General features: G+C 73.6%; 22 protein-coding genes. 13 read left to right on the forward strand and 9 right to left on the reverse strand.

The window, feature by feature from the left end:
* Positions 1 to 85 precede the first annotated feature (85 nt).
* On the forward strand, positions 86 to 1453 hold the full coding sequence (locus tag FHX75_RS22905; protein ID WP_154942727.1) for a cobyrinic acid a,c-diamide synthase CobB: 1368 nt from the start codon (positions 86 to 88) through the stop codon (positions 1451 to 1453).
* Complete coding sequence (locus FHX75_RS22910) at positions 1450 to 2019, forward strand: GNAT family N-acetyltransferase (RefSeq protein WP_154942393.1); 570 nt, start codon at positions 1450 to 1452, stop codon at positions 2017 to 2019. The genes FHX75_RS22905 and FHX75_RS22910 overlap by 4 nt, the downstream gene beginning before the upstream one ends.
* Before the next feature lie 173 nt (positions 2020 to 2192).
* On the opposite strand, the gene FHX75_RS22915 is transcribed toward FHX75_RS22910, so the two are convergent.
* Positions 2193 to 4325 (reverse strand): transglycosylase domain-containing protein, encoded by a 2133-nt coding sequence (locus FHX75_RS22915; protein ID WP_154942394.1) that lies wholly within the window; start codon positions 4323 to 4325, stop codon positions 2193 to 2195.
* Positions 4326 to 4458: 133 nt separating this feature from the next.
* On the opposite strand from FHX75_RS22915, the gene cobC reads away from it, so the two are divergent.
* From cobC to cobA, 3 genes are read left to right on the forward strand one after another with little or no spacing between them, the layout of a single operon-like run.
* Entirely contained in the window at positions 4459 to 5544 is a 1086-nt protein-coding gene (cobC, locus tag FHX75_RS22920; protein WP_154942395.1) for an Rv2231c family histidinol phosphate aminotransferase CobC, read from the forward strand.
* Positions 5544 to 6623: a nicotinate-nucleotide--dimethylbenzimidazole phosphoribosyltransferase gene (gene cobT / locus FHX75_RS22925; protein ID WP_154942728.1), complete on the forward strand. Its 1080-nt coding sequence runs from the start codon at positions 5544 to 5546 to the stop codon at positions 6621 to 6623. Before cobC ends, cobT begins: the two co-directional genes overlap by 1 nt.
* Positions 6620 to 7846 carry a uroporphyrinogen-III C-methyltransferase gene (gene cobA, locus FHX75_RS22930; RefSeq protein ID WP_154942396.1) on the forward strand — a complete coding sequence of 409 codons (1227 nt, stop codon included), beginning with the start codon at positions 6620 to 6622 and terminating at the stop codon, positions 7844 to 7846. Before cobT ends, cobA begins: the two co-directional genes overlap by 4 nt.
* Positions 7847 to 8052: 206 nt before the next feature.
* Here the strand turns inward: cobA and otsB are convergent, their stop codons facing one another.
* Entirely contained in the window at positions 8053 to 10614 is a 2562-nt protein-coding gene (gene otsB / locus FHX75_RS22935; RefSeq protein WP_425463530.1) for a trehalose-phosphatase, read from the reverse strand.
* Positions 10615 to 10652: 38 nt separating this feature from the next.
* Positions 10653 to 12053 (reverse strand): alpha,alpha-trehalose-phosphate synthase (UDP-forming), encoded by a 1401-nt coding sequence (locus FHX75_RS22940; RefSeq protein WP_154942398.1) that lies wholly within the window; start codon positions 12051 to 12053, stop codon positions 10653 to 10655.
* A 362-nt stretch (positions 12054 to 12415) separates the two neighbouring features.
* On the opposite strand from FHX75_RS22940, the gene ettA reads away from it, so the two are divergent.
* From ettA to FHX75_RS22960, 4 genes are all read left to right on the forward strand, one after another.
* Positions 12416 to 14092 carry an energy-dependent translational throttle protein EttA gene (gene ettA / locus FHX75_RS22945; protein WP_154942399.1) on the forward strand — a complete coding sequence of 559 codons (1677 nt, stop codon included), beginning with the start codon at positions 12416 to 12418 and terminating at the stop codon, positions 14090 to 14092.
* A gap of 2 nt (positions 14093 to 14094) precedes the next feature.
* Positions 14095 to 14541 (forward strand): acyl-CoA thioesterase, encoded by a 447-nt coding sequence (locus FHX75_RS22950; protein ID WP_154942400.1) that lies wholly within the window; start codon positions 14095 to 14097, stop codon positions 14539 to 14541.
* The gene (locus tag FHX75_RS22955) at positions 14538 to 15227 is read left to right on the forward strand and encodes a DUF8185 domain-containing protein (protein ID WP_170285439.1); all 690 of its coding nucleotides are present in this window, start codon (positions 14538 to 14540) and stop codon (positions 15225 to 15227) included. The genes FHX75_RS22950 and FHX75_RS22955 overlap by 4 nt, the downstream gene beginning before the upstream one ends.
* A 131-nt stretch (positions 15228 to 15358) precedes the next feature.
* The gene (locus tag FHX75_RS22960; RefSeq protein ID WP_154942401.1) at positions 15359 to 15946 is read left to right on the forward strand and encodes a type III secretion system chaperone family protein; all 588 of its coding nucleotides are present in this window, start codon (positions 15359 to 15361) and stop codon (positions 15944 to 15946) included.
* Between the two features lie 45 nt (positions 15947 to 15991).
* Here the strand turns inward: FHX75_RS22960 and FHX75_RS22965 are convergent, their stop codons facing one another.
* The 3 genes from FHX75_RS22965 to FHX75_RS22975 form a co-directional block, all read right to left on the reverse strand.
* On the reverse strand, positions 15992 to 16420 hold the full coding sequence (locus FHX75_RS22965; protein WP_179801427.1) for a globin: 429 nt from the start codon (positions 16418 to 16420) through the stop codon (positions 15992 to 15994).
* Between the two features lie 63 nt (positions 16421 to 16483).
* Entirely contained in the window at positions 16484 to 17872 is a 1389-nt protein-coding gene (locus tag FHX75_RS22970; RefSeq protein ID WP_154942730.1) for an MFS transporter, read from the reverse strand.
* A 249-nt stretch (positions 17873 to 18121) separates the two neighbouring features.
* Positions 18122 to 19204 carry a mechanosensitive ion channel family protein gene (locus FHX75_RS22975; protein WP_154942403.1) on the reverse strand — a complete coding sequence of 361 codons (1083 nt, stop codon included), beginning with the start codon at positions 19202 to 19204 and terminating at the stop codon, positions 18122 to 18124.
* Positions 19205 to 19480: 276 nt separating this feature from the next.
* On the opposite strand from FHX75_RS22975, the gene FHX75_RS22980 reads away from it, so the two are divergent.
* Entirely contained in the window at positions 19481 to 20014 is a 534-nt protein-coding gene (locus FHX75_RS22980) for an HNH endonuclease (RefSeq protein ID WP_154942404.1), read from the forward strand.
* 17 nt (positions 20015 to 20031) lie between these two features.
* Here the strand turns inward: FHX75_RS22980 and FHX75_RS22985 are convergent, their stop codons facing one another.
* The 3 genes from FHX75_RS22985 to FHX75_RS22995 form a co-directional block, all read right to left on the reverse strand.
* The gene (locus tag FHX75_RS22985) at positions 20032 to 20850 is read right to left on the reverse strand and encodes a class F sortase (RefSeq protein ID WP_154942405.1); all 819 of its coding nucleotides are present in this window, start codon (positions 20848 to 20850) and stop codon (positions 20032 to 20034) included.
* A gap of 12 nt (positions 20851 to 20862) precedes the next feature.
* Positions 20863 to 21387 carry a hypothetical protein gene (locus FHX75_RS22990; protein ID WP_425463523.1) on the reverse strand — a complete coding sequence of 175 codons (525 nt, stop codon included), beginning with the start codon at positions 21385 to 21387 and terminating at the stop codon, positions 20863 to 20865.
* 88 nt (positions 21388 to 21475) lie between these two features.
* Complete coding sequence (locus tag FHX75_RS22995) at positions 21476 to 21949, reverse strand: Lrp/AsnC family transcriptional regulator (protein ID WP_154942406.1); 474 nt, start codon at positions 21947 to 21949, stop codon at positions 21476 to 21478.
* Between the two features lie 146 nt (positions 21950 to 22095).
* On the opposite strand from FHX75_RS22995, the gene FHX75_RS23000 reads away from it, so the two are divergent.
* Genes FHX75_RS23000 through FHX75_RS23010 form a run of 3 tightly spaced genes read left to right on the forward strand, consistent with a single transcriptional unit; the run spans position 22096 to position 25689 of the window.
* Positions 22096 to 22998: a tryptophan 2,3-dioxygenase gene (locus FHX75_RS23000; protein WP_154942407.1), complete on the forward strand. Its 903-nt coding sequence runs from the start codon at positions 22096 to 22098 to the stop codon at positions 22996 to 22998.
* 14 nt (positions 22999 to 23012) lie between these two features.
* Positions 23013 to 24293, forward strand: a complete 1281-nt coding sequence (gene kynU / locus FHX75_RS23005; protein ID WP_154942408.1) for a kynureninase — start codon at positions 23013 to 23015, stop codon at positions 24291 to 24293.
* Between the two features lie 58 nt (positions 24294 to 24351).
* Positions 24352 to 25689, forward strand: a complete 1338-nt coding sequence (locus FHX75_RS23010; RefSeq protein WP_154942409.1) for an FAD-dependent oxidoreductase — start codon at positions 24352 to 24354, stop codon at positions 25687 to 25689.
* The last annotated feature ends 6 nt before the right edge of the window (positions 25690 to 25695 follow it).

A 25695-nucleotide genomic window follows, 5' to 3' on the forward strand; every position in this document is an offset into this window, starting at 1 on the left:
GGGTATGGTCACGCGAGCGGATCTCCGGTCGGAGATCTTCCCGGTCGTCCGCTTGCCACCACCCGTCGCCCGCGAGGAGTCGATGATGACCGCCGTGCCGCGCCTCGTGCTCAGCGCGCCGTCCTCCGGACACGGCACCAACGCGCTGGCCATCGGGCTGCTCGCCGCCCTCGCCGAACGCGGCCTGGACGTCGCCGGCTTCAAGGTCGGCCCGGACCACGTCGACGCCGCGTACCTCGGCCTCGCCGCCGGTCGACCCGGGCGCACCCTCGACGCGAGGCTGGTCGGCGCGGACCGGCTCGGCCCGCTCTTCGCGCACGGCGCGGCCGGCGCCGAGCTGGCCGTGGTGCAGGGCACCATGGGGCTGTACGACTCGGTCGCCGGGCGCCCCGAGGCGGAGTCCACGGCGGCCGTGGCCACCGCCCTGCGCAGCCCGGTCGTGCTGGTGGTGGACGTGGCGGCGATGGGGCAGTCGGTGGCCGCCCTGGTGCACGGCTTCCGCTCCTACGACGAGCAGCTCTGGCTCGGCGGGGTGATCCTCACCCAGGTCGCGTCCCCACGCCACGAGGCGATGCTGCGGCAGGCGCTCGACGACGTCGACGTCCCCGTCTACGGCGCGCTGCGTCGGCACGAGCTACCCCCGGTGCTGCCGGCCCGACGGCACGGCGTGCTGCCGGTGGTCGGCGGCGACGCCGAGGCAACCCGCGCGGTGCGGCGCCTCGGCGAGGCGGTGGCCGGCACCGTCGAGCTGGACCGGCTGCTCGCGCTGGCCCGCTCCGCGCCCGCGCTGACGGTCGAGCCGTGGTCGCCGTCGCCGGCCGCCCCGGTCGAGGGCCGGCCGCTGGTCGCGCTGGCCGGTGGGCCGGGCGGCAGCTACAGCTACGCCGAGACGGCCGAGCTGCTGCGCGCGGCGGGCGCCGAGGTGGTCACCGTCGACCCGCTGCGCGACGAGGCGCTGCCCGCCGGCACCCGGGCGCTGGTCGTCGGCGCGGGCCTGCCCGAGTCGTACGCCGCCGAACTCTCCGCCAACCGCCGGCTCTGCATCGCGGTGGCCGAGCTGGCCCGCACCGGCCGCCCGGTGCTCGCCGAGGGGGCGGGTCTGCTCTGGCTGGCCCGCGAGCTGGACGGCCGGCCGATGTGCGGGGTGCTGGACGCGATCGGCGCCAGCCGCGACGGCCTGGTCGTCGGCTACCGCGAGGCGACCGCGCGCACCGCCAGCGTGGTGGCCGAGGCCGGAGCGGCCGTGGTCGGCTACAAGCAGCACAGCGCGGTGCTCACCCCCCGGGCCGGTGAGCGCCCGGCGTGGAGCTGGGAGGGCGGCGCTCCCGAGGGTTTCGTCTGGCGGGGCGTGCACGCCTCGCAGTTGGGCCTGCACTGGGCGGCCGATCCGGCCATCGCGACCCGACTGGTGTCGGCGGCCGGGGTTGCCGAGGGCGTCGGAGCACCGGCGTGATCGGGCAGGTGGCCGTCCGCCGCTTTCCGGCGCTGACCGTCTCCACCCCGCGTACGGAGGTGCGCCAGCTGCGGGCGGCGGACGCCGACGCGGTGGACGAGGTCTTCGCCGACCGGCAGACCCAGCGCTGGCTGCCGCTGGCCGACGCCAACGGGCAGATCGACGGGCCGGCCTGGTGCACGGATCTGGCCCGGCAGCGGCGCGACAGCGGCGACGGCGACCACTACGCGGTGGTGCGCCGGGAGGACGCCCGGGTGGTCGGCTGCCTGTGGACCCGGCGCACGGACTGGGGCGCCCGCCTCACCGAGGTGTCGTACGCCCTCGCCCCGCACGCCCGTGGGTTCGGGCTGGCCGCCGAGGCGGTGGACGCGCTGGCCATCGCGCTGATCCTGGAGCACGGCTTCCAGCGGGTCGAGCTGCGGGTGGCCCCGGGCAACGTGGCCTCCCGCCGGGTCGCGGAGAAGGCCGGCTTCAGCTACGAGGGCCTGCTGCGCAACGCCGGCTTCGTCCGGGGCGCCCGGGTCGACCTGGAACTCTGGTCCCTGGTCGCCGCCGACCTGCACTGAACGCCCCGCCCGTCACCGCAGCCGGCCCGCGACCCGCCGGCCCGTGAGCGGGGCCGGCGCCCATGACCTCCGCCGGCCGCGACCGGGGGCACCGGGGCGGACAGAAGCGCTGCGCCAGGAACCGCACCGTTCCTGACGCAGCGCTCCCGGTCATCCGGGCGGGCGGCCCGGTCTCACCCCACGATGCGGTCCGACGGTGGGGTGAACTGGCGGGGGGCTGTGCCCTTGAGGCCGTCGCGCAGCGTCTGGGCGACCGCGACGACGGGGACCTGGGACTGGCCGTCACCCACCGCGTTGAACGGGTTGTCGGGGTCGGCGATGAAGCTCGCCGCCGCCAGTTCGGGCGTGTAGCCGACGAACCAGGCCGACCGGGTGCTGTCCGTGGTACCGGTCTTGCCGGCCACCGGGCGGCCCACCGTGCCCCGGACGCTGTCCGCCGTCGACCAGCCCCCGCAGCTCCCCTTCGCCGGGGTGTCCCCGGTCGGGCAGCGGGCGGCGTCGGTGGCGGCCCGGGCCGCGTCCGCGCTCACCACCTGCCGGCAGCGCGGCTTGGCCACCTCCCGCTGAATGCCGGACGCCGTCCGGTACGTCGCCGGCGTGCCGTCCCGGTTGGTGATCGACATGACCGGCATCGCCTCGCAGTACCGCCCGTCGGCGGCGATCGCGGCGTACGCGTTGGCCAGCTCCAGCGGGGTGGCGTCGGAGACGCCCAGGGTGAACGCGCCCCACTTCTTGGCCTTGGCCGGGGAGGCGTGGTCCCGGTCCACGTCGGTACGCCAGCGCAGCCCGAGCTGCTCGGCGAGCCGAACCCCCTTGTCCGCGCCGATCTGCTCCTCCAGCTGGACGAAGTAGGTGTTCACCGACTTGCCGAAGCCGGACCACATGGTCTGCCGGCCGGTCATCGCCCCGCTGGCGTTGGACGGGGCCCAGCCGTCGTAGACCCTCGACTGGTACCGGTGCGGCGAGTTGTACTCGGTGGACAGCGGCATCCCGGCGTCCAGCGCCGCGAGCATGGGGAACATCTTGAACGTCGATCCGGCCTGGTAGCCGGGGAGGCTGCCGCCGCCGAGCAGGGGTGCCACCGTGTTCGGGTAGTTCGCCTTGACCTTGGGGCCGGCCTCCGGGTTGGAGCTGGGCGGGTTCTCGCCGAGGTCCAGCGAGTACGTCCGGTTCACCGCCATCGCCTTCACCCGGCCGGTGCCCGGTTCGGCCACCACGATGCCGTTGGCGAAGGGGCTGCCGACGCCGTCCTTCGCGCCGACGTTCTTCTCCGCCGCCGACTGGATCTTCGGGTCGAGGCTGAGCACGATCCGGTAGCCGCCCCGGCGCAGCTTGTCCATCCGCTCCAGCCGGTTCTCGCCGAACGCGGACTGCGCGCTCCACCAGTTCTTGACGTAGTCGCAGGCGAAGCCCCAGGTCTGGTACTGGCTGGGCAGTGAGGTGCAGTCGTTGGCCGGGGTCGTCACCCGGGTCCGGATGGGCTCCGACCGGGCCGTCGCCGCGGCGTCCGGGGAGAGGTAGCCGAGCTGGGCCATCCGGTCGAGCACGTAGTTGCGCCGGCCGGTGGCGTCCTTCTGGTCCGAGGTGATCGGGTCGTACTCGGAGGGGGACTTGACCAGCCCGGCGAGGGTGGCCGCCTCGACCGGGGTGAGGGTGGCCGGGGTCTTGGAGAAGAAGATCTGCGCGGCGGCGTAGATGCCGTACGCCCGGTGGCCGAAGTACGCCGAGTTGAGGTAGCGCTCCAGGATCTCCTCCTTGGTCAGCTCCTTTTCGATGTCCAGGGCCATCCGCATCTCCTTGACCTTGCGCAGGCTGGTCTGCTGGGTGGCCTCCTGGACCTCCTTCGGGGTCTTGGCGCTGTCCCGCAGCGCCATCCGGACGTACTGCATGGTCAGGGTCGAGGCGCCCTGGGAGACGCCGCTGGAGCGGGCGTTGGCCACGAAGGCGCGGGCGACGCCCTTCGGGTCGACGCCGTGGTGCTGGTAGAAGCGGTTGTCCTCGGCGGCGACGATCGCCTGCTGGATGTTCGGCGACATGTCCGACAGCTTCGTGTACTGCCGGTACTCCTCGTAGAACATGGTCAGGATCGTCTTGCCGTCGGGGGCGTAGAGGTACGACGTCTCGGCGGGCAGCGCGGTGCGCAGGATGCTCGTCTTCTGCTCCACGGCGTGCGCGGTGGCCTTGGCGCCGAGGCCGGTGAACGCGGCCAACGGGTAGGCCACGGCGGCGACGACGATGCCGGCGATGAGCCCGGCGCGGAGGAGCGGAACGGTACGACCAGCGGCAGCAAGGGGTCGGTTGCTCACAGGGTCAAGTTATGACATTTCCGATTCGGAAATGAGAAGAATTCATAAACGGGCGAGGCTGTCGCCGGGCGGTGACGCGACCCACGTCGGGATCCGCTGTCCCGTACGGCGGCTTCCCGGCAGGATCACGGACATGCATGGTCAGCTGATCGAGGTGCCGCCGGGCACCGGGAAAGAACCGGACCTGGGGCACCACGGGGACGCCGAGGCGACCCCGGGCCTGGTCGACCTGGCCGTCAACGTCCGCCGGGACACCATGCCGGACTGGCTGGCCGACCCGCTCACCGCCTCGCTGGCCGAGCTGGCCGCGTACCCGGATCCGGGGCCGGCCCGGGCGGCCGTCGCCGCCCGGCACGGGCGTCCCCCGGCGGAGGTACTGCTCACCGCCGGCGCCGCCGAGGGCTTCGTGCTGCTGGCCCGCGCGCTGGCCGGGGTGCGCCGCCCGGTGGTGGTGCACCCGCAGTTCACCGAGCCGGAGGCCGCGCTGCGCGCCGCCGGTCACCAGGTGGAACGGGTGCTGCTCGACCCGGCCGACGGCTTCCGGCTCGACCCGGCGCGGGTGCCCGCCGACGCCGACCTGGTCATGATCGGCAACCCGACCAACCCCACCTCGGTGCTGCACCCCGCCGCCGACCTGGCCGCCCTGGCCCGGCCGGGCCGGGTACTGGTCGTCGACGAGGCGTTCGCCGACACCACCCTGGCCCCCGGCGTGGCCGGCGAGCCCGAGTCGCTGGCCGGCCGCCGTGACCTGCCCGGCCTGGTGGTGGTGCGCAGCCTCACCAAGACGTGGGGGCTGGCCGGCCTGCGGATCGGCTACCTGCTCGGCGAGGCCGCGCTGCTGGACCGGCTGGCCGCCGTCCAGCCGCTCTGGGCCGTCTCCACCCCGGCGCTGGCCGCCGCCACCGCCTGCGCGTCGCCCCCCGCCGTCGCGGCCGAGCGCGAGATCGCCGCGCGGCTCGCCGCCGACCGCGACCACCTGGTCGCCCGCCTGTCGGCCCTGCCCGGGGTACGCGTCGCGGGCCGCCCGGCCAGCGCCTTCGTCCTGCTGCACCTGGCCGGCGCCGACCGGGTGCGGGAGACCCTGCGCGAGCGCGGCTGGGCCGTGCGACGCGGGGACACCTTCCCCGGTCTCGGGCCGGACTGGCTGCGGGTGGCGGTACGCGACCCGGCGACCACCGACGCGTTCACCGACGTACTCGCCGAGATCCTGGAGGCATGATGCTGGAGACCACCATCGCGGCGATCGGGCCGCTCGACGAGCCGGCGATGGCCGCCGCGCGCGACCTCCAGGCCCGGCTGACCAAGCCGGCCGGTTCCCTCGGCGCCCTGGAGGAACTCTCCGTACGCCTCGCCGGGCTGGCCGGCGCCTGCCCGCCGCCGCTGCCCGAGCCGGCGGCGGTGGCGATCTTCGCCGGTGACCACGGCGTGCACGCCCAGGGGGTGACCCCCTGGCCGCAGGAGGTCACCGCCCAGATGATCGCCAACTTCCTGGCCGGTGGGGCGGTGGTCAACGCGTTCGCCCGCCAGGCCGGCGCCTCGGTCACCGTGGTCGACGTCGGCGTGGCCACTCCGCTCCCGGTCGACCCGGACGCCACCGACGAGACGGCGATCGGCCCCCGCCTGGTCGCCGCGAACGTCCGCCGGGGCACCCGGGACCTGACCGTCACCGCGGCGCTCACCCGCGACGAGGCCCGCGCGGCGCTGGAGACCGGCATCCGGATCGCCGGCGACCTGGTCGACGCCGGAGCGGGCATCCTGCTCACCGGCGACATGGGCATCGGCAACACCACCCCGGCCGCGGCGCTGATCGCCGCGCTCACCGGCACCGACCCGGCCGAGGCCACCGGGCGCGGCACCGGGGTGGACGACGAGACGTACCGGCGCAAGGTCGGCGTGGTGCGGACCGCGCTGGACCGGCACCGGCCCGACCCGGCCGACCCGCTCGGCGTGCTGGCCGCCGTCGGTGGCCTGGAGCACGCGGCGCTGGCCGGCCTGATCCTCGGCGCCGCCGCCCGCCGCGTCCCGGTGCTGCTGGACGGGGTGATCGCGGCCAGCGCCGCCCTGGTCGCCGCTGCCCTGGCCCCGGACGCGGTCGGCGCGATGGTCGCCGGGCACCGCTCCGCCGAGCCGGGGGCCACGGTGGCGCTGCGCCACCTCGGCCTGGACCCGCTGATCGACCTCGGCCTGCGCCTCGGCGAGGGCACCGGCGCGCTGCTGGCGCTGCCGGTGGTCACCGGCGCGGTCCGGGTGCTGCACGAGGTCGCCACCTTCGACTCGGCGGGGGTCTCCGAGAAGTGATCGGGAACCCCTACCCCCTCGGCCTGCGGCTCGCCGGCCGGCGGGTGGTCGTGGTGGGCGGGGGAGCGGTGGCCACCCGGCGGGTGCCCGCGCTGCTGGACGCCGGGGCGGACGTCTTCCTCGTCTCGCCGGAGCTGACCCCCGCGCTGCACGCCCACGTCGACGCCGGACGGCTGCACTGGGCGCCGCGCCGGTTCGTCCCGGCCGACCTGGACGGCGCCTGGCTGGTCCAGGTCGCCGTCGACGACCCGCTCGCCGCCGCGTCGGTCAGCGCCGCCGCCGCCGAGCGCCGGATCTTCTGCGTACGCGCCGACGACCGCTCCGCCGCCACCGCGTGGACGCCGGCGGTGACCCGGCACGGCCCGGTCACCGTGGCGGTGTTCGGCGGTGGCGACCCGCGTCGCGCGATGAGCGTCCGGGACGCCGTGCGCGACCTGCTGAACGTGCGCACCGGTCTGGCCGCCGCGGGGCGGGGCGTGCCGCCGGGCGGGGCCGCACCCGGTCGGGTGGCGCTGGTGGGTGCCGGGCCGGGCGATCCGGAGCTGATCACCGTCAAGGGCTGGCGGCTGCTCACCGAGGCGGACGTGGTGGTCGCCGACCGGCTGGTGCCCGGGCTGCTCCTGGACGAGCTGCGTCCCGACGTCGAGCTGGTGGACGCTTCCAAGATCCCGTACGGCCCGTCGCGCGCCCAGGAGGAGATCAACCGGATCCTGGTGGACCGGGCCCTGGCCGGGAAGGTCGTGGTCCGGCTCAAGGGCGGCGACCCGTACGTCTTCGGCCGGGGCGGCGAGGAACTGCTGGCCTGCGCCGAGGCGGGCGTACCGGTGACCGTGGTGCCGGGCGTGACCAGCGCGATCGCCGTGCCGGCGGTGGCCGGCGTCCCGGTCACCCACCGGGCGGTGGCGCACGAGTTCACCGTCGTCTCCGGGCACGTCGCGCCGGACTCGCCGGACTCGCTGGTGCGCTGGCCGGCCCTGGCCGGGCTGCGCGGCACCCTGGTCGTCCTGATGGGACTGAAGAACCTCGCCGCGATCACCGCGACGCTCACCGCGCACGGCAGGGACCCGGCCACCCCGGTCGCCGTGATCCAGGAGGGCACCACCGGCGCCCAGCGGACGCTGCGCTCGACGCTCGGCGCGGTCGCGGCGGACGTGGTGGCGGCGGGCCTGCGCCCGCCCGCCATCGTGGTGATCGGCGACGTGGTGGGCACGCTCGACGTCTGACCGGCGTCGGCCCCCTGACCAACCCCGCTCGCGGTCCCCGCGCCGGGCTCCCGACCCGTTTGCGGCGGGTCGGGGTGTCCGCGCGCCACGAGACCCCGACCCGCCGCAAACGGGGTGGATCTTCGGCCGGCCGGCGTCTCCCGGGGCGCCAGACGCGACGGCGGCCGGAGAGGTCTCTCTCCGGCCGCCGTCGTCGCTTGGTCAGGTCACTGCTTGAGCATGTTGTCCAGCAGCAGCGCGCAGCGGATCAGGCCGAGGTGGCTGTAGGCCTGCGGGTGGTTGCCCAGGCCGCGCTCGGCGAGCGGGTCGTACTGCTCGGGGAGCAGCCCGGTCGGGCCCGCTGTGTCGATCATCTGCATGAACAGCTCCTCCGCGTCGGTGCGGCGGCCGGTGCGCAGGTACGCCTCGATCAGCCACGCCGTGCAGATGTGGAAGCCGCCCTCCCGGCCGGGCAGGCCGTCGTCCCAGTGGTACCGGTAGACGACCGGCCCGCTGCGCAGGTCCGCCTCGATCCGGAGCACGGTGGAGAGGAAGCGCGGGTCGTCGCCCGGCAGCAGCCCGGACAGGCCGATCCAGAGCGAGGAGGCGTCCATGTCCTCGTCGCCGTACGCGACGCTGTACGCCTCGACCGCCTCGTGCCAGCCGTTCTCCAGCACGTTGGCGCCGATCCGGTCGCGCAGCTCCACCCACTCTGGCCGGTCCTCGCCGCCGTGCTGGCGCATGATGTGCAGCGCGCGGTCGACGGTCATCCAGCACATCACCTTGGAGAAGATGTGGTGCCGTGGGGGGAGGCGGGCCTCCCAGATGCCGTGGTCGGGCTCGTGCCAGCGGCGGCGGACCGCCTCGACCATGTTCTCCAGCACCCGCCACTCGTCCTCGCGGACCGAGCCCCGGGCGTCGGCCACGGCGGCGATCAGGTCCGCGATCGGGCCGAAGACGTCGAGCTGGAGCTGGTGGTTGGCGAGGTTGCCCACCCGGACCGGCCGGGAGCCGGCGTACCCGGGGAGGGTGTCGATGACGGCCTCGGCGCCCAGCTCGTAGCCGTCGATGGTGTAGAGCGGGTGCAGCCGCTCCGGGTGGCCGCCGGTGCGCTCGACGCAGCCGTCCACCCAGCGCAGCAGCGCCTCGGCCTCCTCGAGGGAACCCAGGTCGACCAGCGCGCGGGCGGTCAGTGCCGCGTCGCGCAGCCAGCAGTAGCGGTAGTCCCAGTTTCGGACCCCGCCCAGCTCCTCCGGCAGCGAGGTGGTCGCGGCGGCCAGGATCGAGCCGGTCGCCTCGTGGCAGAGGCCGCGCAGCGTGAGCGCGCTGCGGGCGACCAGGTCGCGGGCGGTGGTGGGCAGCCGCAGCGAGGCCACCCAGTCCTTCCACGGCTGCTCGGCCCTGGCCTGCCGCTCGTGGATCGCGACGGCGTGGTGCTCCAGGCTGTGCGTGCCGAAGCGCAGCTCCAGCACGACCTGGCCGCCGGCGGCGGAGAGGTCGACCATCGCCTCCGCGCTCTCGTTCACTCCGTCGCTTCTGACTTCCCAGGTCACACCCGGGGCGTAGAGCGCGACCGGCTCGTTGGAGCCGAGCACCAGCAGGCCGTCGTCGAGCGGTTGCAGCTGGACGGCGACCTGGCCGAACTCCGGGCGCGGGGCGAAGTCGATGCGGGCCTTGCCGGAGCCGGTCAGCACCCGGACCAGGGTCGAGTCGCCGGTGATGATCGCCGGGCCGTCGGGGGTGGTCTCCCGGGCCGGCAGGTCGAGCCAGTCGGTGACGGTGAGCCCGGACCAGCGGGTCTCCACGGTCATGGTGCCGCTGCGGTAACGCTGCCCCAGCGGGATGCCGCCGCGCTCCGGGGCGACGCTGAAGTGGCCGGCCGGGCTGCCGCCGACCAGGTCGGCGAAGATCGCCGCCGAGTCCGGCTTGGGGTGACAGAGCCAGGTGACCTTGGCGTCGGGGGTGAGCAGGGCGACCGTCCGGCCGTTGGAGAGCATCGAGTGCCGCTCGATCGGGACGGCCCGCTCGCCGAAGAGCCAGTGCCGCCGGGTCTCCAGCAGCAGCCCGAGCGCCCGAGCCGCCTCGATCGGCTCGGCGACCCGGTAGCCGGCCTGGGTGTCACCCGGGCCGATCTTGATGCCGACGTCCGGGCCGTGCAGGTTGCCGAAGGCGTTCTCGTCGGTGACGTCGTCGCCGATGAAGAGCACGGCGCTGGCCGAGAGCTGGGTGCGCAGCTGGTCGACCGCGGTGCCCTTGTGGGTGGCGACCACCGACAGCTCGATGACCTCCTTGCCCTGGGTGACCGTGACGTCGTCCCACTTCGCGGGGCCGTTGCGGACCGCCTCGATGGCGGCCGCCGCGACCTGCGGGTCGACCCCGCGGGTGTGCACGGCGACGCTGGCCGGCTTGCGCTCCAGCCGGACACCCGGGTGGGCCGCGGCGATCTCGCGCAGCGCGTCGCGCAGCCGGGTGCGGACGGCGATCAGCTCGGGGGTGAGCCGCTCGACGAAGCCGATGTCGAACTCGGAGCCGTGGCTGCCGACCAGGTGGACCTCGCTGGGCAGCCGGGAGAGCGCGGCCAGGTCGCGCAGCGCCCGACCGGAGACCACCGCGACGGTGGTCTGCGGCAGCGCGGCGAGCGCCCGGACCGCGGCGACCGACTCCGGCAGCGGCACGGCCTTGCTCGGGTCCTCGACGATCGGCGCGAGCGTGCCGTCGTAGTCGCAGGCGACCAGGAGCTGGGGGACCCGGGCGATCCGGCCGATGGCCGCGCGGAGCTCGGGGTCCATCGTCCCCGCGGGCGGGGTCACGATGTCGGTGGGGACGTTCACGCGGCCTCCACCCCGGACGTGCCGAGCTCGGTGAGGAACGATTTCGCCCAGTGCCCCACGTCGTGGGTGCGCAGATGACGTTGCATGATCCGCATGCGTCGACGGGCCTCCGGCTTCTCCACGTGTACGGCCCGCAGCAGGGCGTCCTTGACCGCGTCCGGGTCGTGCGGGTTGCACAGGAATGCCTGGCGCAGCTCCGTGGCCGCGCCGGCGAACTCGCTGAGCACGAGCGCGCCGCCCTGGTCGGCGCGCGATGCCACGTACTCCTTGGCCACCAGATTCATTCCGTCTCGCAGGGGGGTCACCATCATCACGTCGGCCGCGACGTACATCGCGGCCAGTTCGGAGCGACTGTACGACTGATGCAGATAATGCACCGCCGGCACACCCACCCGTCCGAATTCGCCATTAATCCGACCAACCTCGCGCTCCACCTTGACGCGAAGTGCCTGGTAGTGCTCCACCCGCTCGCGGCTGGGCGTCGCGACCTGCACCATAACCGCGTCCGGCACTGTCAGCTTTCCGTCAGCGAGGAGTTCGCGGAAGGCTTTCAGCCGAAGTTCGATGCCCTTGGTGTAGTCGAGCCGGTCGACGCCCAGGATGATCGTCTTCGGGTTGCCCAGCTCCTCGCGGATCTGCTTGGCCCGGGCCTGGATCGCCGGGTCGGCGGCCATCCGCTCCATCTCCTGGGTGTCGATCGAGATGGGGAAGGCGCCGGCCTTCACCTGCCGGCCGTCCACCTGGATCATCTGGCCCTCGTAGCGCAGGCCGAGCAGGTGCCGGGCCAGCCGGACGAAGTTCTGCGCGGCCAGTCGCTGCTGGAACCCGACCAGGTCCGCGCCGAGCAGCCCGCGCAGGATCTCGGTGCGGAACGGCATCTGCATGAACAGCTCGATCGGCGGGAACGGGATGTGCAGGAAGAAGCCGATCTTCAGGTCCGGCCGCAGCTCGCGCAGCATCGCCGGGACCAGTTGGAGCTGGTAGTCCTGGATCCAGACCGTGGCGCCCTCGGCCGCCACGTCCGCCGCCGCCTCCGCGAACCGGGCGTTGACCAGGCGGTACGCCTCGCGCCACCGGCGCTTGTACGCCGGGGTCTCGACCGCGTCGTGGTAGAGCGGCCAGATGGTGGCGTTGGACTGGCCCTCGTAGTAGCGCTCCAGTTCCTCGGCGCTCAGCGGCACCGGGTGCAGGCGGATGCCCTCCAGGTCGAACGGCTCCGGAGCGGCGCCGGTTCCGCCGGCCCAGCCGACCCAGGTGCCCTGGTGCTCGGCGAGGACGGGGTGCAGGGCGGTCACCAGCCCGCCCGGGCTGCGTCGCCACTGCCGTCCCTCGGGTGTGCTCACCTCGTCGACCGGCAATCGGTTCGCCACAACGACAAAGGAGCTACGGACGGTCACGATCGGCCACCTCCGGGTACTGACGGGTCCACCGCGATGAGAGTCTGAGCCTAGCTGCGGCGTCTGGCGCCCCGTGCCGGAGTCACCTACCCGTCCCACGGTCGCTGAACCGTACCCGTGATCATGGTGACAGCCTCGGGCGGAGGTCGGCGATCGGGCGGTCCTCCGGCTCGCCGGAAGCCCGGGAAAGCGAGCCGCGGCGTACTGCTCGGGCGGGGTGATGTGGGCGCGGCGCGCCGTACCTGTCAGGATTGACGACGGCGTGCGCGCGGCCGGCTCCCGGCCGGCGGCGGCGGGCGGCGGACGCAGCCCGTGCCGTGCCCGCCAATCGGCGACAGCAACCGACGGAGGTAGCCCGCACCGTGGCCCAGTTCATCTACGTCCTGGAAAAGGCGCGCAAGGCGCACGGCGACAAGGTCGTGCTCGACAACGTGACGCTGAACTTCCTGCCGGGGGCCAAGATCGGTGTGGTCGGCCCGAACGGCGCCGGTAAGTCCAGCCTCCTCAAGATCATGGCAGGCTGGGACCGGCCGAGCAACGGCGAGGCCCGGCTGATGCCCGGCTACACCGTCGGCATGCTCGCCCAGGAGCCCCCGCTCAACGACAGCAAGACCGTCCTCGGCAACGTCGAGGAGGCGGTGGCCGAGACCAAGGCCAAGCTGGAGCGGTTCAACTCCATCGCCGAGCAGATGGCCACGGACTACTCCGACGAGCTGATGGAGGAGATGGGCAAGCTCCAGGAGGAGCTGGACCACGCCGACGCCTGGGACATCGACTCCAAGCTCGAACTGGCCATGGACGCGCTGCGCTGCCCGCCGCCGGACGCCGACGTCACCCAGCTCTCCGGTGGTGAGCGCCGCCGGGTCGCGCTGTGCAAGCTGCTGCTGGAGGCCCCCGACCTGCTGCTGCTCGACGAGCCCACCAACCACCTGGACGCGGAGAGCGTGCAGTGGCTGGAGCAGCACCTGGCCAAGTACGCCGGCACCGTCATCGCCATCACCCACGACCGGTACTTCCTGGACAACGTGGCCAACTGGATCCTGGAGCTGGACCGGGGCCGGGCCTACCCGTACGAGGGCAACTACTCCACCTACCTGGAGAAGAAGGCCGCCCGGCTGGCCGTCGAGGGCCGCCGCGACGCCAAGATGAAGAAGCGCCTCTCCGATGAGCTGGAGTGGGTCCGCTCCAACGCCAAGGCGCGGCAGACCAAGTCCAAGGCCCGACTGGACCGGTACGACGAGATGGCCGCCGAGGCGGAGAAGACCCGGAAGCTGGACTTCGAGGAGATCCAGATCCCGCCGGGCCCGCGCCTGGGCAGCACCGTCATCGAGGCCAACAGCCTCAGCAAGGGCTTCGGCGAACGGCTGCTGATCGACAACCTGTCGTTCTCGCTACCGCGCAACGGCATCGTCGGCATCATCGGCCCGAACGGCGTCGGCAAGACCACGCTGTTCAAGACCATCGTCGGGCTGGAGCAGCCGACCGGTGGCGAGGTCCGGGTCGGCCCCACCGTCTCGCTGTCCTACGTCGACCAGGCCCGGCAGGGCCTCGACGGCGACAAGACCGTCTGGGAGGTCGTCTCCGACGGGCTGGACCACCTCATGGTGGGCAAGGTCGAGATGCCGTCGCGGGCGTACATCGCCGCGTTCGGCTTCAAGGGGCCGGACCAGCAGAAGCCCACCAAGGTGCTCTCCGGCGGCGAGCGCAACCGGCTCAACCTGGCGCTGACCCTGAAGATCGGCGGCAACGTCATCCTGCTCGACGAGCCGACCAACGACCTGGACGTGGAGACCCTCTCCAGCCTGGAGAACGCGCTGCTGGAGTTCCCCGGCTGTGCCGTGGTCATCTCCCACGACCGGATGTTCCTGGACCGGGTCGCCACGCACATCCTGGCCTGGGAGGGCGACGACGAGAACCCCTCCAAGTGGTTCTGGTTCGAGGGCAACTTCGATGCCTACGAGAAGAACAAGGTCGACCGGCTCGGCGCCGAGGCGGCCCGCCCGCACCGGGTGACCTACCGCAAGCTCACCCGCGACTGAGCATGGCGGACCGCTTCGTCTACGACTGCACGCTGCGCTGGTCCGACCTGGACGCGTACGGGCACGTCAACAACTCGCGCTTCCTCACCCTCTACGAGGAGGCGCGGGTGGCGTTGATGTTCGCCGGCGGCCGGGCGTGGGGGGTGGGCTCGTTCGTCGACGGAGTGGTCATCCGCCGGCACGAGGTCGACTACCTGCGCCCGGTCGACTACGCGCTGGGCCGGGCCACCGCGGAGGCCGCCCCGACCGTCCGGATCGAACTCTGGGTGGAGGAGATCCGGGCCTCCCGGTTCACCGTCGCCTACGAGCTGTACGACGGCGACGTGCTGGCCAGCACCGCCCGGTCGGTGCTGGTGCCGTTCGACCTGGTGGCCAAGCGGCCCCGCCGGATCACCGAGGACGAGCGGGCCTTCCTGCTGGCGTACGCGCCCTCGGGCGGGGCGGCGTGAGTGGCGCGCGCGTCGTGACGCCGGGGCACGGGCTGGAGGGGGTCGCCGACGCGGGGGCCTTCCTGGCCCGGCTGGTCCGCTTCGACCCGGCCGCCGTGGTCCGGCTCCGCCCGGTCGGCGGGGCCGGGCGTACGGCGCTCTGGGCCCGGTTGCCCTGGGACGTGCTGGTGGTCCGCACGGTGGCCGGCGCCGGCCCGGGTGACGTCACGGTCGCCGCCGCCGACCTGCTGGCCGAGCTGGAGTCCGCCGGCGGGGCGCTGCCGAGCCGACGCGACGACCAATGGCGCTGGCCGCTGCCGCCGGCGGCGAGCCGCCGGGTGGAGGCGTTGCCCGCCGGGGAGCTGCGGCGGATCGCCGAGGCGGCGGCGGGCACCCTGCGGACCGCGGCCACCGAGGGCGTGGGCGGCCGGGCGGTGGGTCAGCGGGTGCTGCGCGACGCGCTGCTCGACCACGTGGCGGTGGTGGTCACCCCGGACGACCCGCCGGGCGAGCCGGTCGAAGTCACCCAGCGCCTGGTCCAGGGCGTGGTCCGGATGGGGTTCCTCGGGCCCGCCGACGCCCCGGGCGAGGTCCAGGTGCGCGTCGCGGGCCGCTGGATCGGCCTGGTGGGACCGTACGGAGCGGCATGGTCGCGCAAGGTCTCGGAGTTGGCGATCCGGCCGGTGAAGGATCATCCGAACGGATGACCCATGGTCATTCTTCTGGCCTGGGGCTGTCGTTGGGGGGGTGCTTCAACCCGGCTGTCCGGGTACCGTCCATCCTCGGATCCAACGCACCGTAGGCGTCCGGATCCGCTGGGGAGTGAGGTGCGCGAGCGATGCCGTGGTGGTCATGGCGCCCTGGTCCCGCCGCTGGCGGCGGCGACCCGGAAACTCGAACCGGGATCACAGTGGACAGCACCGTCCGGGTCGGACCACCGTCCCCCCGGCAGCCGGGGGACGACTGCAAGGCCGCCGACCGGCCGGTGATCGCCGACATGCCGGTCAGTGTGGAGCCGGTCACCCTGCGCCGGGTCTGTGAGGCCCTCGACCTGCTCGACGTTCGGTACCTGGCCGACGGCGACGGGAACCTGCTGGCCATGTGGGAGCGGCACGCGGTGCTGGTCACCCTGGAGGGCCCCGAGGACGAGATCCTGGTGATGCGGGCCCGTCCACACGCGACGGTCCCGCCGGACTGGGCGGACCGGGCCTACCGGGTGGTCAACGAGTGGAACCACACCCGCCGGTTCTGCAAGGCGTACATCGGCGACCCCACCGAGCGGGGCCAGTTGCCGATCTACGCCGAGCTGCAGGTGCCGCTGGGCGCGGGTACCCACGACGCGCTCCTGGTCGAGATGCTCGACTGCGGGGCGGCCGTGGCGACCACCTTCGTGGACTGGCTGCACGACGAGGGCGCCCTGCTCTGAGCCCGACGGGCGGGGCCGGCCCGGCCGGTCGCGACCGCCGGGCCGTCAGGCGTCCCCGGCCGGCTCCTCCATCACGTTGACCATGAAGTACGCGGCGCGCTCCAGGTAGTCCCAGAGCGCCTTGGCGACCTCCGGCGGCAGGTCCAGCCGGTCGACCGCCCGCCGCATGTGGTGCAGCCAGGCGTCCCGCTCGGCCGCACCGATCCGGAACGGCGCGTGCCGCATCCGCAGCCGCGGGTGCCCCCGCTGGGCGGAGTAGGTGTTGGGGCCACCCCAGTACTGCATGAGGAACAGCGTCAGCCGGTCGGCGGCCGGCCCGAGGTCCTCCTCCGGGTACATCGGGCGCAGCAGCGGGTCGGTGGCGACGCCGACGTAGAACTCGTCGACCAGCTTGCGGAAGGTGGGCTCGCCGCCGACCGCTTCGAAGAGGGTCGTCGGCGCACCGGGCCGGTCGGACTCAGCTGCGGAATTCACCGTTCCATCCTGCCAGGTGCCCCGGCGCACCGGCCGTCGCGTACCGGCCGGGCGGGCTGCCGATCACGTCACAGCGTGGCTGCGCCGGCCCCCGGAGCGGCCGTCCGTCGCCCGGCCGGCGCGCGGCCGGCCACCGGGTCCGTGCGCGCTGTCCCGGGCCGCGGCGTCGTCCCGGTTGGCCCGGTCGGCCGCCGCGACGGCCGCGTCGATGGTCTCGCCGTCCGGCCAACGCAGGGCCGTCACCAGCATCAGCACCACGCCGGCGGCGCTCCACAGGCCGACCACCAGCGGGATGGAGAAGCGGTCGGCGAGCAGCCCGGTGACCAGCACCGAGGCGCCCTGGATCACCTGCATGCCGGTGGCCATCACGCCGAAGGCGCGGGCCCGGTAGCCGTTGGGCAGGGCGCGGACGAAGAGCCCGTTGGCGGTCGGCAGCAGGCCGGCGGCGGCGAAGCCGCAGGCGGCCGCGAGCAGGGCCACCACCACCGGTGGCGGGTCGAGGAGCGTGGGCACCAGGACCAGCGGGGCGATCACCGCCAGCGGCCGCATCAGGGCGAGCCGGCGGGCCGGCGCGACCGCCCGCCCCACCACCAGCCCGCCCAGGATGAACCCGACCGGGTTGGCGGCCATGATGACGGCCTGCGCGACGCCGCTGTCCAGCCCGTCACCGGAGCGCTCGCCGGCCCAGGCGGCGGCCAGCCCCTCGGGGACGATCGAGAAGAGCATGGCGCTGAAGACCAGCACGGCGATGGCCCGCAGCACCGGGGTGCCGAAGACGATCTGGAAGCCCTGCCCCGTCTCGCGCAACAGGTGGCTGCGGTGCGCGGCGGTCATCGCCGGTTCCCGGTCGCGGACGCCGAAGCGGGTCAGCGCGGCGGACCCGGCGAAGGTGGCTGCGTTGATCAGCAGCGCGACGGTCGGGTTCACCGCGGCCAACGCGGCACCGAGGAGGTATCCGACCACCTGGGCCGCCTGGGCCGAGCTGGCGTTCAGCGACAGGCCGAGGACCAGCCGGTCCCCGGTGAGGATGGCCGGCATGAGCGCGGACCGGGCGGCCTGGCTGGGCGGGTTGGCGAGCGTGGTGGCGAAGAGCAGGGTCAGGATCACCCACACCGGCACGCCCGGCAGGGCGATCAGCGCCATCAGCGCCATCCGGATCAGGTCGCAGACGACCATGACCTGCCGGTAGCGGTAGCGCTCGGCGAGCGCCGCGAGCAGCGGACCGCCGACCAGCCAGGGCAGGTAGCTGACCGCGAACGCGGCGGCGGAGAGGGCGATCGACTCGCTCTGCCGGTAGACCAGCACGGTGACCGCGGCCTTGGCCACGTAGTCGCCCACCCAGGAGAACACGGTGGCGACGAAGATCGCCCGGTACTCGGACTGGCCGAACACCTCCCGGAATGTGGCCGGCCCGTCCGGAGAGGGTCGCTCGTCGGACACCGTCGCCTCCATCGTGCCCCGCGAAACGGCCACTCGTGACGGCCTGACGGGGACCCCGTCGTCAGATCTACGGATCAGCGAGGACATGATCACGCTCCGGCGGGAGCGCGTGCACCGGATTCTGCCCGATCGTCTGACAACTGGCTAGGGCGAACGGATTGGTCGTCGCATCTCCGACTGAACGAACGGACGATACCCGAGGGGCCGCACGGTCCGCGACCCCCAGATTTCGGACTCCCCGATTCCGTCCTGCGTGGCAGGTCAGGTGGCCCCACCCTGACCGGTACCCGGGGTGCCCACCGTCCCGGGCGCCCCGGCCGGGCCGACCCCGCCGGTCTGCGGCAGCCCCGGGTAGAGCCGGGCGGCCGCGATCTTCGCGGTGATGCCGGAGTTCTCCAGCGCCTCGGCCAGCCGGCGGCGCAGCTCCCGGCCCACCGCGAACTGCCCGTCCGCGGTCGTCTTGACCACCGTCCGGATCACCGCGCCGTCCACGGTCATCTGCTCGACGCCCAGCACCTCGGGCGCCTCGACGATCTCCGGGGCCAGCTCCGGGTCCACCGCGATCGAGGCCGCCGCCGTACGCAGCACGGCGCTCGCCTCCTCGGTGCCGGCGAAGCCGATCGGCAGGTCCACCACCACCAGGGCCCAGCCCTGGCTCTTGTTGCCCACTCGGACGATCTCGCCGTTGCGGATGTACCAGAGCACCCCGCGACCGTCGCGGACGGTGGTCACCCGCAACCCCACCGACTCCACCACGCCGGTCGCCTCACCCAGGTCCACCGTGTCGCCGACGCCGTACTGGTCCTCGATGAGCATGAACAGACCCGCGATCAGGTCCTTCACCAGGCTCTGCGCGCCGAAGCCCAGCGCGACGCCGGCGATGCCCGCGCTGGCCAGCAGCGGAGCCAGGTCGAAGCTGAACTCCTTGAGCACCATCAGCAGCGCGATGCCGAAGACGAACGCGGTGACCAGGCTGCGCAGCACCGAGCCGATCGCCTCGGCGCGCTGGCGGCGCCGCTCGGGGATGAACTCGGTGGGATCGAGCGCGGCCGACGGGATGCGCTCGCGCAGCGGCCGGAGCATGGTCGGCACCGCGCCGACGGTGGTGGTCCGGACCAGTCGGTTGATCGTCCGGTGCAACGCCCAGCGGGCGGCGAACGCCAGCAGCAGGATCAGCGCGACCCGCAGCGGCTTGAGCAGGATCCAGTAGCTGCCCTCGGCGAACCAGACCGAGTCGGTCACCTCGAACACGCCCTTGCACCAGGTGTCCTGGAGGCAGTCGGCCGAGGGTGACGGGTCGGGGGTCGGGGCGGCTACGGGGAAGGTCGGGCTGCTGGCACTCACCCTGTCTTCGTACCGCAACACCGTCGGCGGCCCGTCGCCGACCCACCGTCGGGCGACCCCGCCCGCCGGACGGCGGCCCGCGAACCGGACATCTTCACACGCGCCGAAAAAGCTTCACGAGGGAGCCCGGATTAGTACGTGCAATCGCGGGTCTTATCAGGGACGATGGGCGCAACGGACGTCGGTGATCCCGCCGGCGTCGGTCGTGGTTCCCCGCTGCGCGGGGCGCGGCCGGCGTGGCCAGTGGTGGGCAGCTGGACCGGGAGGGTGAGCACGATGCCTGACATACGACCCACGGTGGGCTCCGGCGCGCTGGTTCTCAACGCCACCTACGAGCCGCTGTGTGTCGTGTCGGTGCGTCGCGCCGCCATCCTCGTGCTCTCCGCCAAGGCGGTCTGCGTCGCCGACGGCGACGGCGTCCTGCACAGCGCCCGCGACGCCCTCCCGGTGCCCTCCGTGGTCCGGCTGACCCGCTTCGTCCGGGTGCCGTACCGCACCCACGTCGGGCTGTCCCGGCGGGCGATCTTCGCCCGGGACGGCTGGCGCTGCGCCTACTGCCGGGGGCCCGCGGAGACCATCGACCACGTCTTCCCGCGCAGCCGGGGTGGCCGGCACGCCTGGGAGAACGTGGTCGCCGCCTGCGCCCGGTGCAACCACACCAAGGGCGACAAGACCCCGGCCGAGCTGGGCTGGCGGCTGCACTCCCTGCCCGCCGCCCCCAAGGGCACCGCTTGGCGGGTGCTGGGTCACCGGGCGCCCGACCCGCGTTGGGCGGACTGGCTCGACCTGCGCGAGCCCGAGGCCGCCTGAGCGCCGGCGCCGCCGGGTCACCGGTCGCGCGCCTTCACCAGCGAGGCGTACACCACCACGTTGTCGGCGTAGCCGGTGTCGCCGCCCACCCACCGGCCGCCGCAGGTGATCAGGCGCAGGTTCGGGCGGCTGAAGTCGCCGAACACCTCGTCCACCGGCAGGTCCTCCTTGCCGTAGCGCTGCACCTGGTTCACCTCGAAGACCGCCACCTTCCGGTCCTCCCGGGTCACCTCGACCGTGTCGCCGTCGCGCAGGTCCCGCAGCCCGTGGAAGACCGCCGGGCCGGTGGTGGTGTCGACGTGCCCGACGATCACCGCCGGGCCGTACTGGCCGGGGGTGGGGCCCTGGTCGTACCAGCCGGCCTCCTGGGCGCGGGCGGCGTCGGGCACCCCGATGCTGCCGTCCGGGGCGATCCCGACGTGGTGCACCGGGGCCTGCACGTCGATCCGGGAGATCGAGATCAGGGTCGGTGGGCTGCCCGGTAGCACCGGGAACTTCTTCGGCGGCGGGCGCAGGCCGGCGATGAACCGGTCCGGCAGGACGCTGAGGCCGGTCACCTGTTCGACGCCGAGCATCGCGACGATCAGCGCCATCAGGGTGGCGATCACCATGAACGCGACGCCCGGTCCCCGGCTCCGGTAGCCGCCGTACCGGGCCGGCCGCGCCGCCGGCCGTACCGGACGGGCGTGGGCGACCGGGTCGGTCGTGGTCACGCTGGCGGTGATGGCCTGGCCGGCCACCCGGCGGAAGCGGCCGGCCGCACGGGCCGCCAGCCGGGCCGCGGCGCGGACCCGGTCCCGACCCGACCGCGGGGTGCGTCTGCGTGTGCGGGTCATGGCGACGTGGGGTCAGGAGCTCGTCCCGGCCCGCCGGCGGCTCCCGCCGAACATTCCGAGCCCGGCCACCACGGTCACCACGGCCAGGCCGCCGACCAGGAGCAGCGAACCCGCGCCCCGGTCGCCGGCGGTGCCGCCGGCCCCGGTCGCCGGGCCCTTGGTCGGCTGGGCCATGTTCAGCACGGTCAGGGTGGTCGACGCGGTGTTGCCGTTGGCGCACCGCAGGTCGACCGGATAGTCGCCCGGCTGCTTGTTGCCCGGGATGGTCACCGCCCCGGTCAGGAAGCCGTTGTCCGGCCGCAGCACCACCCGGCCGAAGGCGTCCGACTGCACGGTGGCCTGCTGGTTGTTGGCGTTGTCGCAACTGGCCCGGATGCTGACCCGGGTGCCGGCCTGCGCGGTGTTCGGCGTGACCTCGACGAAGGTGTTCTCCCCGGCGCGGGCCGGTGTGGCCGTTACCAGGACGAACGCCGCGACCAGGGCGAACATCGCCAGGACGACGGAAAAGGCACGATGGTACGCGCTGAGCCCCCGCATGATTCTCCCCTCCCGGCCAGGTGCGCCGGAATCCTGCGACGGGTGTCCGGGCCTGCATTCCCGCTCGCCGTGGGGCAAACCCGCCCGGTCAGCGGCGGCGGGTGCCCGGCGCCCCGGCCGGCGGGTTCGGCAGCGGGGTGACCGGGTGCCAGTCCAGCGGGGTGGAGAGCACCATCGTGCTGGACGGCTGGCCGTACGGGGCGAGCCGGTCGATGACCGCCTCGAACTCGGTGATCGAGCCGGCCGCGACCTTGAGCATGCTGCACGCGTCCCCGGTGATCCGGTGGATCTCCCGGATCTCCGGCCAGCCGGCGACGTCCGGGTCGTGCAGGATGCAGCGCGAGCCGTAGCAGGACATCCGGATCATCGCGACCACGCCGCGACCGGCCCGGGTCAGGTCCACGTGGGCGTGGTAGCCGGTGATCACGCCGGACTCCTCCAGCCGGCGGACCCGCTCGGCCACCGCCGGCGGAGACAGGTGCACCCGCCGGGACAGCTCGCTGTACGACAGCCGCGCGTCGGTCTGCAGCTCACGCAGCAGGGCCCAGTCCATCTCATCCACGCGTGGACCTTACCTTCCGCAGGTCCAACGGCAGAAGAGCCTTCCGCGCCGAAGGTGAAACCCCGGATCGCCGTCGAATCGGCATTCCGTATGCCGTTGTGACCAGGGCATCATGTCGTCACCCGGCTCACGGAGGAGACGACAAGGTGGATCAGACGGATCTGCGGGCGCCCACCCGGACCGCCGTGGTGCGCCCGGTCACGCCGCAGCAGCGCACCGCGCGGGCGGCCCGCAACGGCGGCGAACCCACGCTGGAGTTCGCCGACCGGGTGCCGTACGACGCGTACGTGCAGGCCAGCACGCTGCACACCCTGCAGCAGCCGCTCAGCACGGACCCCGGTGAGATGTCCTTCCTGATGGTCAGCCAGATCATGGAGCTGTACTTCGGGTTGACCTGCCACGAGCTGCGCCAGGCCCAGCAGGACCTGCGCGCCGACCGGGTGTGGGAGGCGCTGGCGCCGCTGCGCCGGGCCGCGCTGCACCTGGAGGGGCTCAACGCCGCCTGGCGCGGGCTGCGCTGGATGACCCCGGCGGACTTCAACCGGTTCCGCAACCTGCTCGGCGAGGGCTCCGGCTTCCAGTCCGCCATGTACCGGCACCTGGAGTTCCTGCTCGGCCTGCGCGACCCGGCGCTGATCCGGCCGTTCCGCCGTCAGGAGCAGGTCTACGACGAGCTGCGCGCGGCGCTCGACGTGCCGAGCCTCTGGGACGACGTGATCGCCCTGCTCGCCCGGCACGGCCACGACCTCCCCGCCGACCTGCTGGCGCGGGACGTCACCGTCGAGCACCTGCCGCACCCGTCGGTCGAGGCGGCCTGGGTCGAGATCTACGACGACGGCGGGCCGCAGAACCACCTCCGCCTGCTCGGCGAGGCGCTGACCGAGGTGGCCGAGCAGTTCGGCGACTGGCGGTGGAACCACGTCAAGGCCGTGCAGCGCACCATGGGCGCGAAGGTCGGCAGCGGCGGCTCGGCCGGACTGGCCTGGCTGCAACGCAGCATGGCCCGGGTGGTCTTCCCGGAGCTGTGGTCGGCCCGGACGGCGATGTGAGCGGGGAGCGGGACATGACCACCTCGGAGCGGGAGGCGCACCGCCTCGACGCCGCCGACCCCGGGCACCGGCACCTCTTCCACGTGCCGCCCGCCGACGGCGGACGCTACCCGGAGACCGCCTACCTGGCCGGCAACTCCCTCGGGCTGCAACCCCGGGCGACCCGCGCGGAACTCCTCGCCGACCTGGACGCCTGGAGCCGGCTCGGTGTCGAGGGGCACCTGGAGGCGGAGCGGCCGTGGCTGCCGTACCACGAGCTGTTGACGGCGCCCGCCGCGCGACTGGTCGGCGCCCGGCCCGCGGAGACCGTGGTGATGAACTCCCTCACCGTCAACCTGCACCTGCTGATGGTGAGCTTCTACCGGCCCGCCGGGGAGCGGACCCGGATCGTCATCGAGGACAGCGCCTTCCCCTCGGACAGCTACGCGGTGCGCAGCCAGGCCCGCTTCCACGGCCTGGACCCGGACGACACCGTGGTCCGGCTGACGCCGCGCGCCGGCGAGGACACCCTGCGCACCGAGGACGTGACCGACTACCTGGCCGCCGAGGGCGAGCGGGTGGCGCTGGTGCTGCTCGGCGGGGTCAACTACCTCACCGGCGAGCTGATGGACATCCCGGCGATCACCGCCGCCGGCCGGGCGGCCGGCGCCATCGTCGGCTGGGACCTGGCCCACGCCGCCGGCAACGTGCCGCTGGCGCTGCACGACTGGGACGTCGACTTCGCCGCCTGGTGCTCCTACAAGTACCTCAACTCCGGGCCCGGCGCGCTGGGCGGGGTCTTCGTCCACGAGCGGCACCTCGGCGATCCCCGGCTGCCCCGCTTCGAGGGCTGGTGGAGCACCGAGGCGACCACCCGGTTCGAGATGACGCCGGTCTCCCGGCCGCCGGCCACCGTGGAGGCCTGGCAGATCTCCAACCCGCCGATCTTCGCGATGGGCCCGGTGCGTACCTCGCTGGAGCTCTTCGACAGCGTCGGCATGCCGGCCCTGCGGGAGCGCAGCGTCCGGCTCACCGGCTACCTGGAACGGCTGCTCGACGAGGTGACCCCCGGCCGGCCGCTGACCGTGGTCACCCCGCGCGATCCCGCCCGGCGGGGCTGCCAGCTCTCGGTGCGCATCGGCGCCGGCAGCGCGGCCGAGCTGACCAAGCGGCTGCGGCACGAGCACGGCGTGGTCGCCGACGCCCGGGAGCCGGACATCGTCCGGTTCGCCCCGGTGCCGCTCTACTCCACGTACCACGACTGCTGGCGGGTCGCCGACGCGCTGGCGGCGACCGTTTCCGAGGTGCACGGGTGAGCGCGAGGAGTGAGCCGGGTTTGCGAGCCCCGCAGTCGCGAACGAAAGGCAGGCACTGATGAGAGCGGAACGCGACGAGATCGCGGTGGTCGGGGCCGGCCTGGCCGGCTGTTTGCTCGCCTGCTACCTGGCCCGACGCGGCTACCCGGTGGCCCTCTACGAGCGGCGGCCGGACCCGAGGACCGGGCGGGTCGAGCGCGGCCGGTCGATCAACCTGGCGCTCTCCGAGCGCGGCCTGGACGCGCTGCGCCGCATCGGCCTGGCCGAGCAGGTGATGGCGGACGCCCTGCCGATGCGCGGGCGGATGATCCACCCGGTCGCCGGTGAGCCGCAGTTCCAGTCGTACAGCGGCTCCGGGGACCGGGCGATCAACTCGATCAGCCGGGGCGCGCTGAACAACGCCCTGCTCAACGCCGCCGCCGCGCTGCCCGGGGTGCGGCTCGCCTTCGACCACCGGCTGGTCGGCCTCGACCCGACCAGCGGCGAGATGACCTTCGAGACCCCGCAGGGCAAGGTCGCCGCCACCGCGTCGGTCGTCCTCGGCGCCGACGGCGCCGGCTCCGCCGTGCGCGGGCAACTGCTCGGGTACGGGGTGCTGACCGAGAGCCTGGACTTCCTCGACTACGGCTACAAGGAACTCACCATCCCGCCGCTCGGCGGGGACTTCGCCCTCGATCCGTCGGCGCTGCACATCTGGCCGCGCGGCACCTCCATGATGATCGCGCTGCCCAACCCGGACCGCTCGTTCACCTGCACGCTCTTCTGGCCCACCCACGGCACCGCCAGTTTCGCCTCGCTGGGCAGCCCGGCGGCGATCGAGCGGCACTTCGCCACCCACTACCCGGACCTGATCCCGCTCGCGCCCAACCTGGTCGACGACTACCAGCACAACCCGGTCGGGGTGCTGGGCACGGTCCGCTGCGCGCCCTGGCAGGTCGACGGGAAGGTGGCGCTGCTCGGCGACGCGGCGCACGCCATCGTGCCGTTCTACGGCCAGGGCGCCAACTGCGCCATGGAGGACGTCGTCGAACTGGACCGCTGCCTGGACGAGTGCGACGACGACTGGTCCGCCGCGCTGCCGCTCTATGAGAGGCGCCGGCAAGACAACGCCGAGGCGATCGCCCGGATGGCGCTGGCCAACTTCGTGGAGATGCGGGACAAGGTCGCCTCGCCGGTGTTCCAGACCCGCAAGCGGGTCGAGCATGCCCTGGAACGGGCGCTGCCCGGCCGGTACGTTTCGCAGTACGAACTGGTCTCCTTCTCCACCACCCCGTACGCGCAGGTGCGCCGCCGGGTGCGCCGCCAGTACGCGGTGGTGGGGGCGGTGGCCGCGGGCGGGCTGGCGTTGCTGGTCGGCGCGGTGGGTGCGGCGATCGGCCGGGGGAGGCGCGGATGACGCTCT

Source organism: Micromonospora palomenae (assembly GCF_007829925.1).
Taxonomy (GTDB): domain Bacteria; phylum Actinomycetota; class Actinomycetes; order Mycobacteriales; family Micromonosporaceae; genus Micromonospora; species Micromonospora purpureochromogenes.

Coding starts and splice junctions, on each gene's coding strand:
- otsB (WP_425463530.1), bottom strand. CDS start 10,614: ATGGACCCCGAGCTCCGCGCGGCCATCGGCCGGATCGCCCGGGTCCCC.
- FHX75_RS22960 (WP_154942401.1), top strand. CDS start 15,359: ATGCCGTGGTGGTCATGGCGCCCTGGTCCCGCCGCTGGCGGCGGCGAC.
- FHX75_RS22970 (WP_154942730.1), bottom strand. CDS start 17,872: ATGGAGGCGACGGTGTCCGACGAGCGACCCTCTCCGGACGGGCCGGCC.
- kynU (WP_154942408.1), top strand. CDS start 23,013: ATGACCACCTCGGAGCGGGAGGCGCACCGCCTCGACGCCGCCGACCCC.
- cobT (WP_154942728.1), top strand. CDS start 5,544: ATGCTGGAGACCACCATCGCGGCGATCGGGCCGCTCGACGAGCCGGCG.
- cobC (WP_154942395.1), top strand. CDS start 4,459: ATGCATGGTCAGCTGATCGAGGTGCCGCCGGGCACCGGGAAAGAACCG.
- FHX75_RS22905 (WP_154942727.1), top strand. CDS start 86: ATGACCGCCGTGCCGCGCCTCGTGCTCAGCGCGCCGTCCTCCGGACAC.
- FHX75_RS22950 (WP_154942400.1), top strand. CDS start 14,095: ATGGCGGACCGCTTCGTCTACGACTGCACGCTGCGCTGGTCCGACCTG.
- FHX75_RS22985 (WP_154942405.1), bottom strand. CDS start 20,850: ATGACCCGCACACGCAGACGCACCCCGCGGTCGGGTCGGGACCGGGTC.
- FHX75_RS23010 (WP_154942409.1), top strand. CDS start 24,352: ATGAGAGCGGAACGCGACGAGATCGCGGTGGTCGGGGCCGGCCTGGCC.
- FHX75_RS22990 (WP_425463523.1), bottom strand. CDS start 21,387: ATGCGGGGGCTCAGCGCGTACCATCGTGCCTTTTCCGTCGTCCTGGCG.
- FHX75_RS22980 (WP_154942404.1), top strand. CDS start 19,481: ATGCCTGACATACGACCCACGGTGGGCTCCGGCGCGCTGGTTCTCAAC.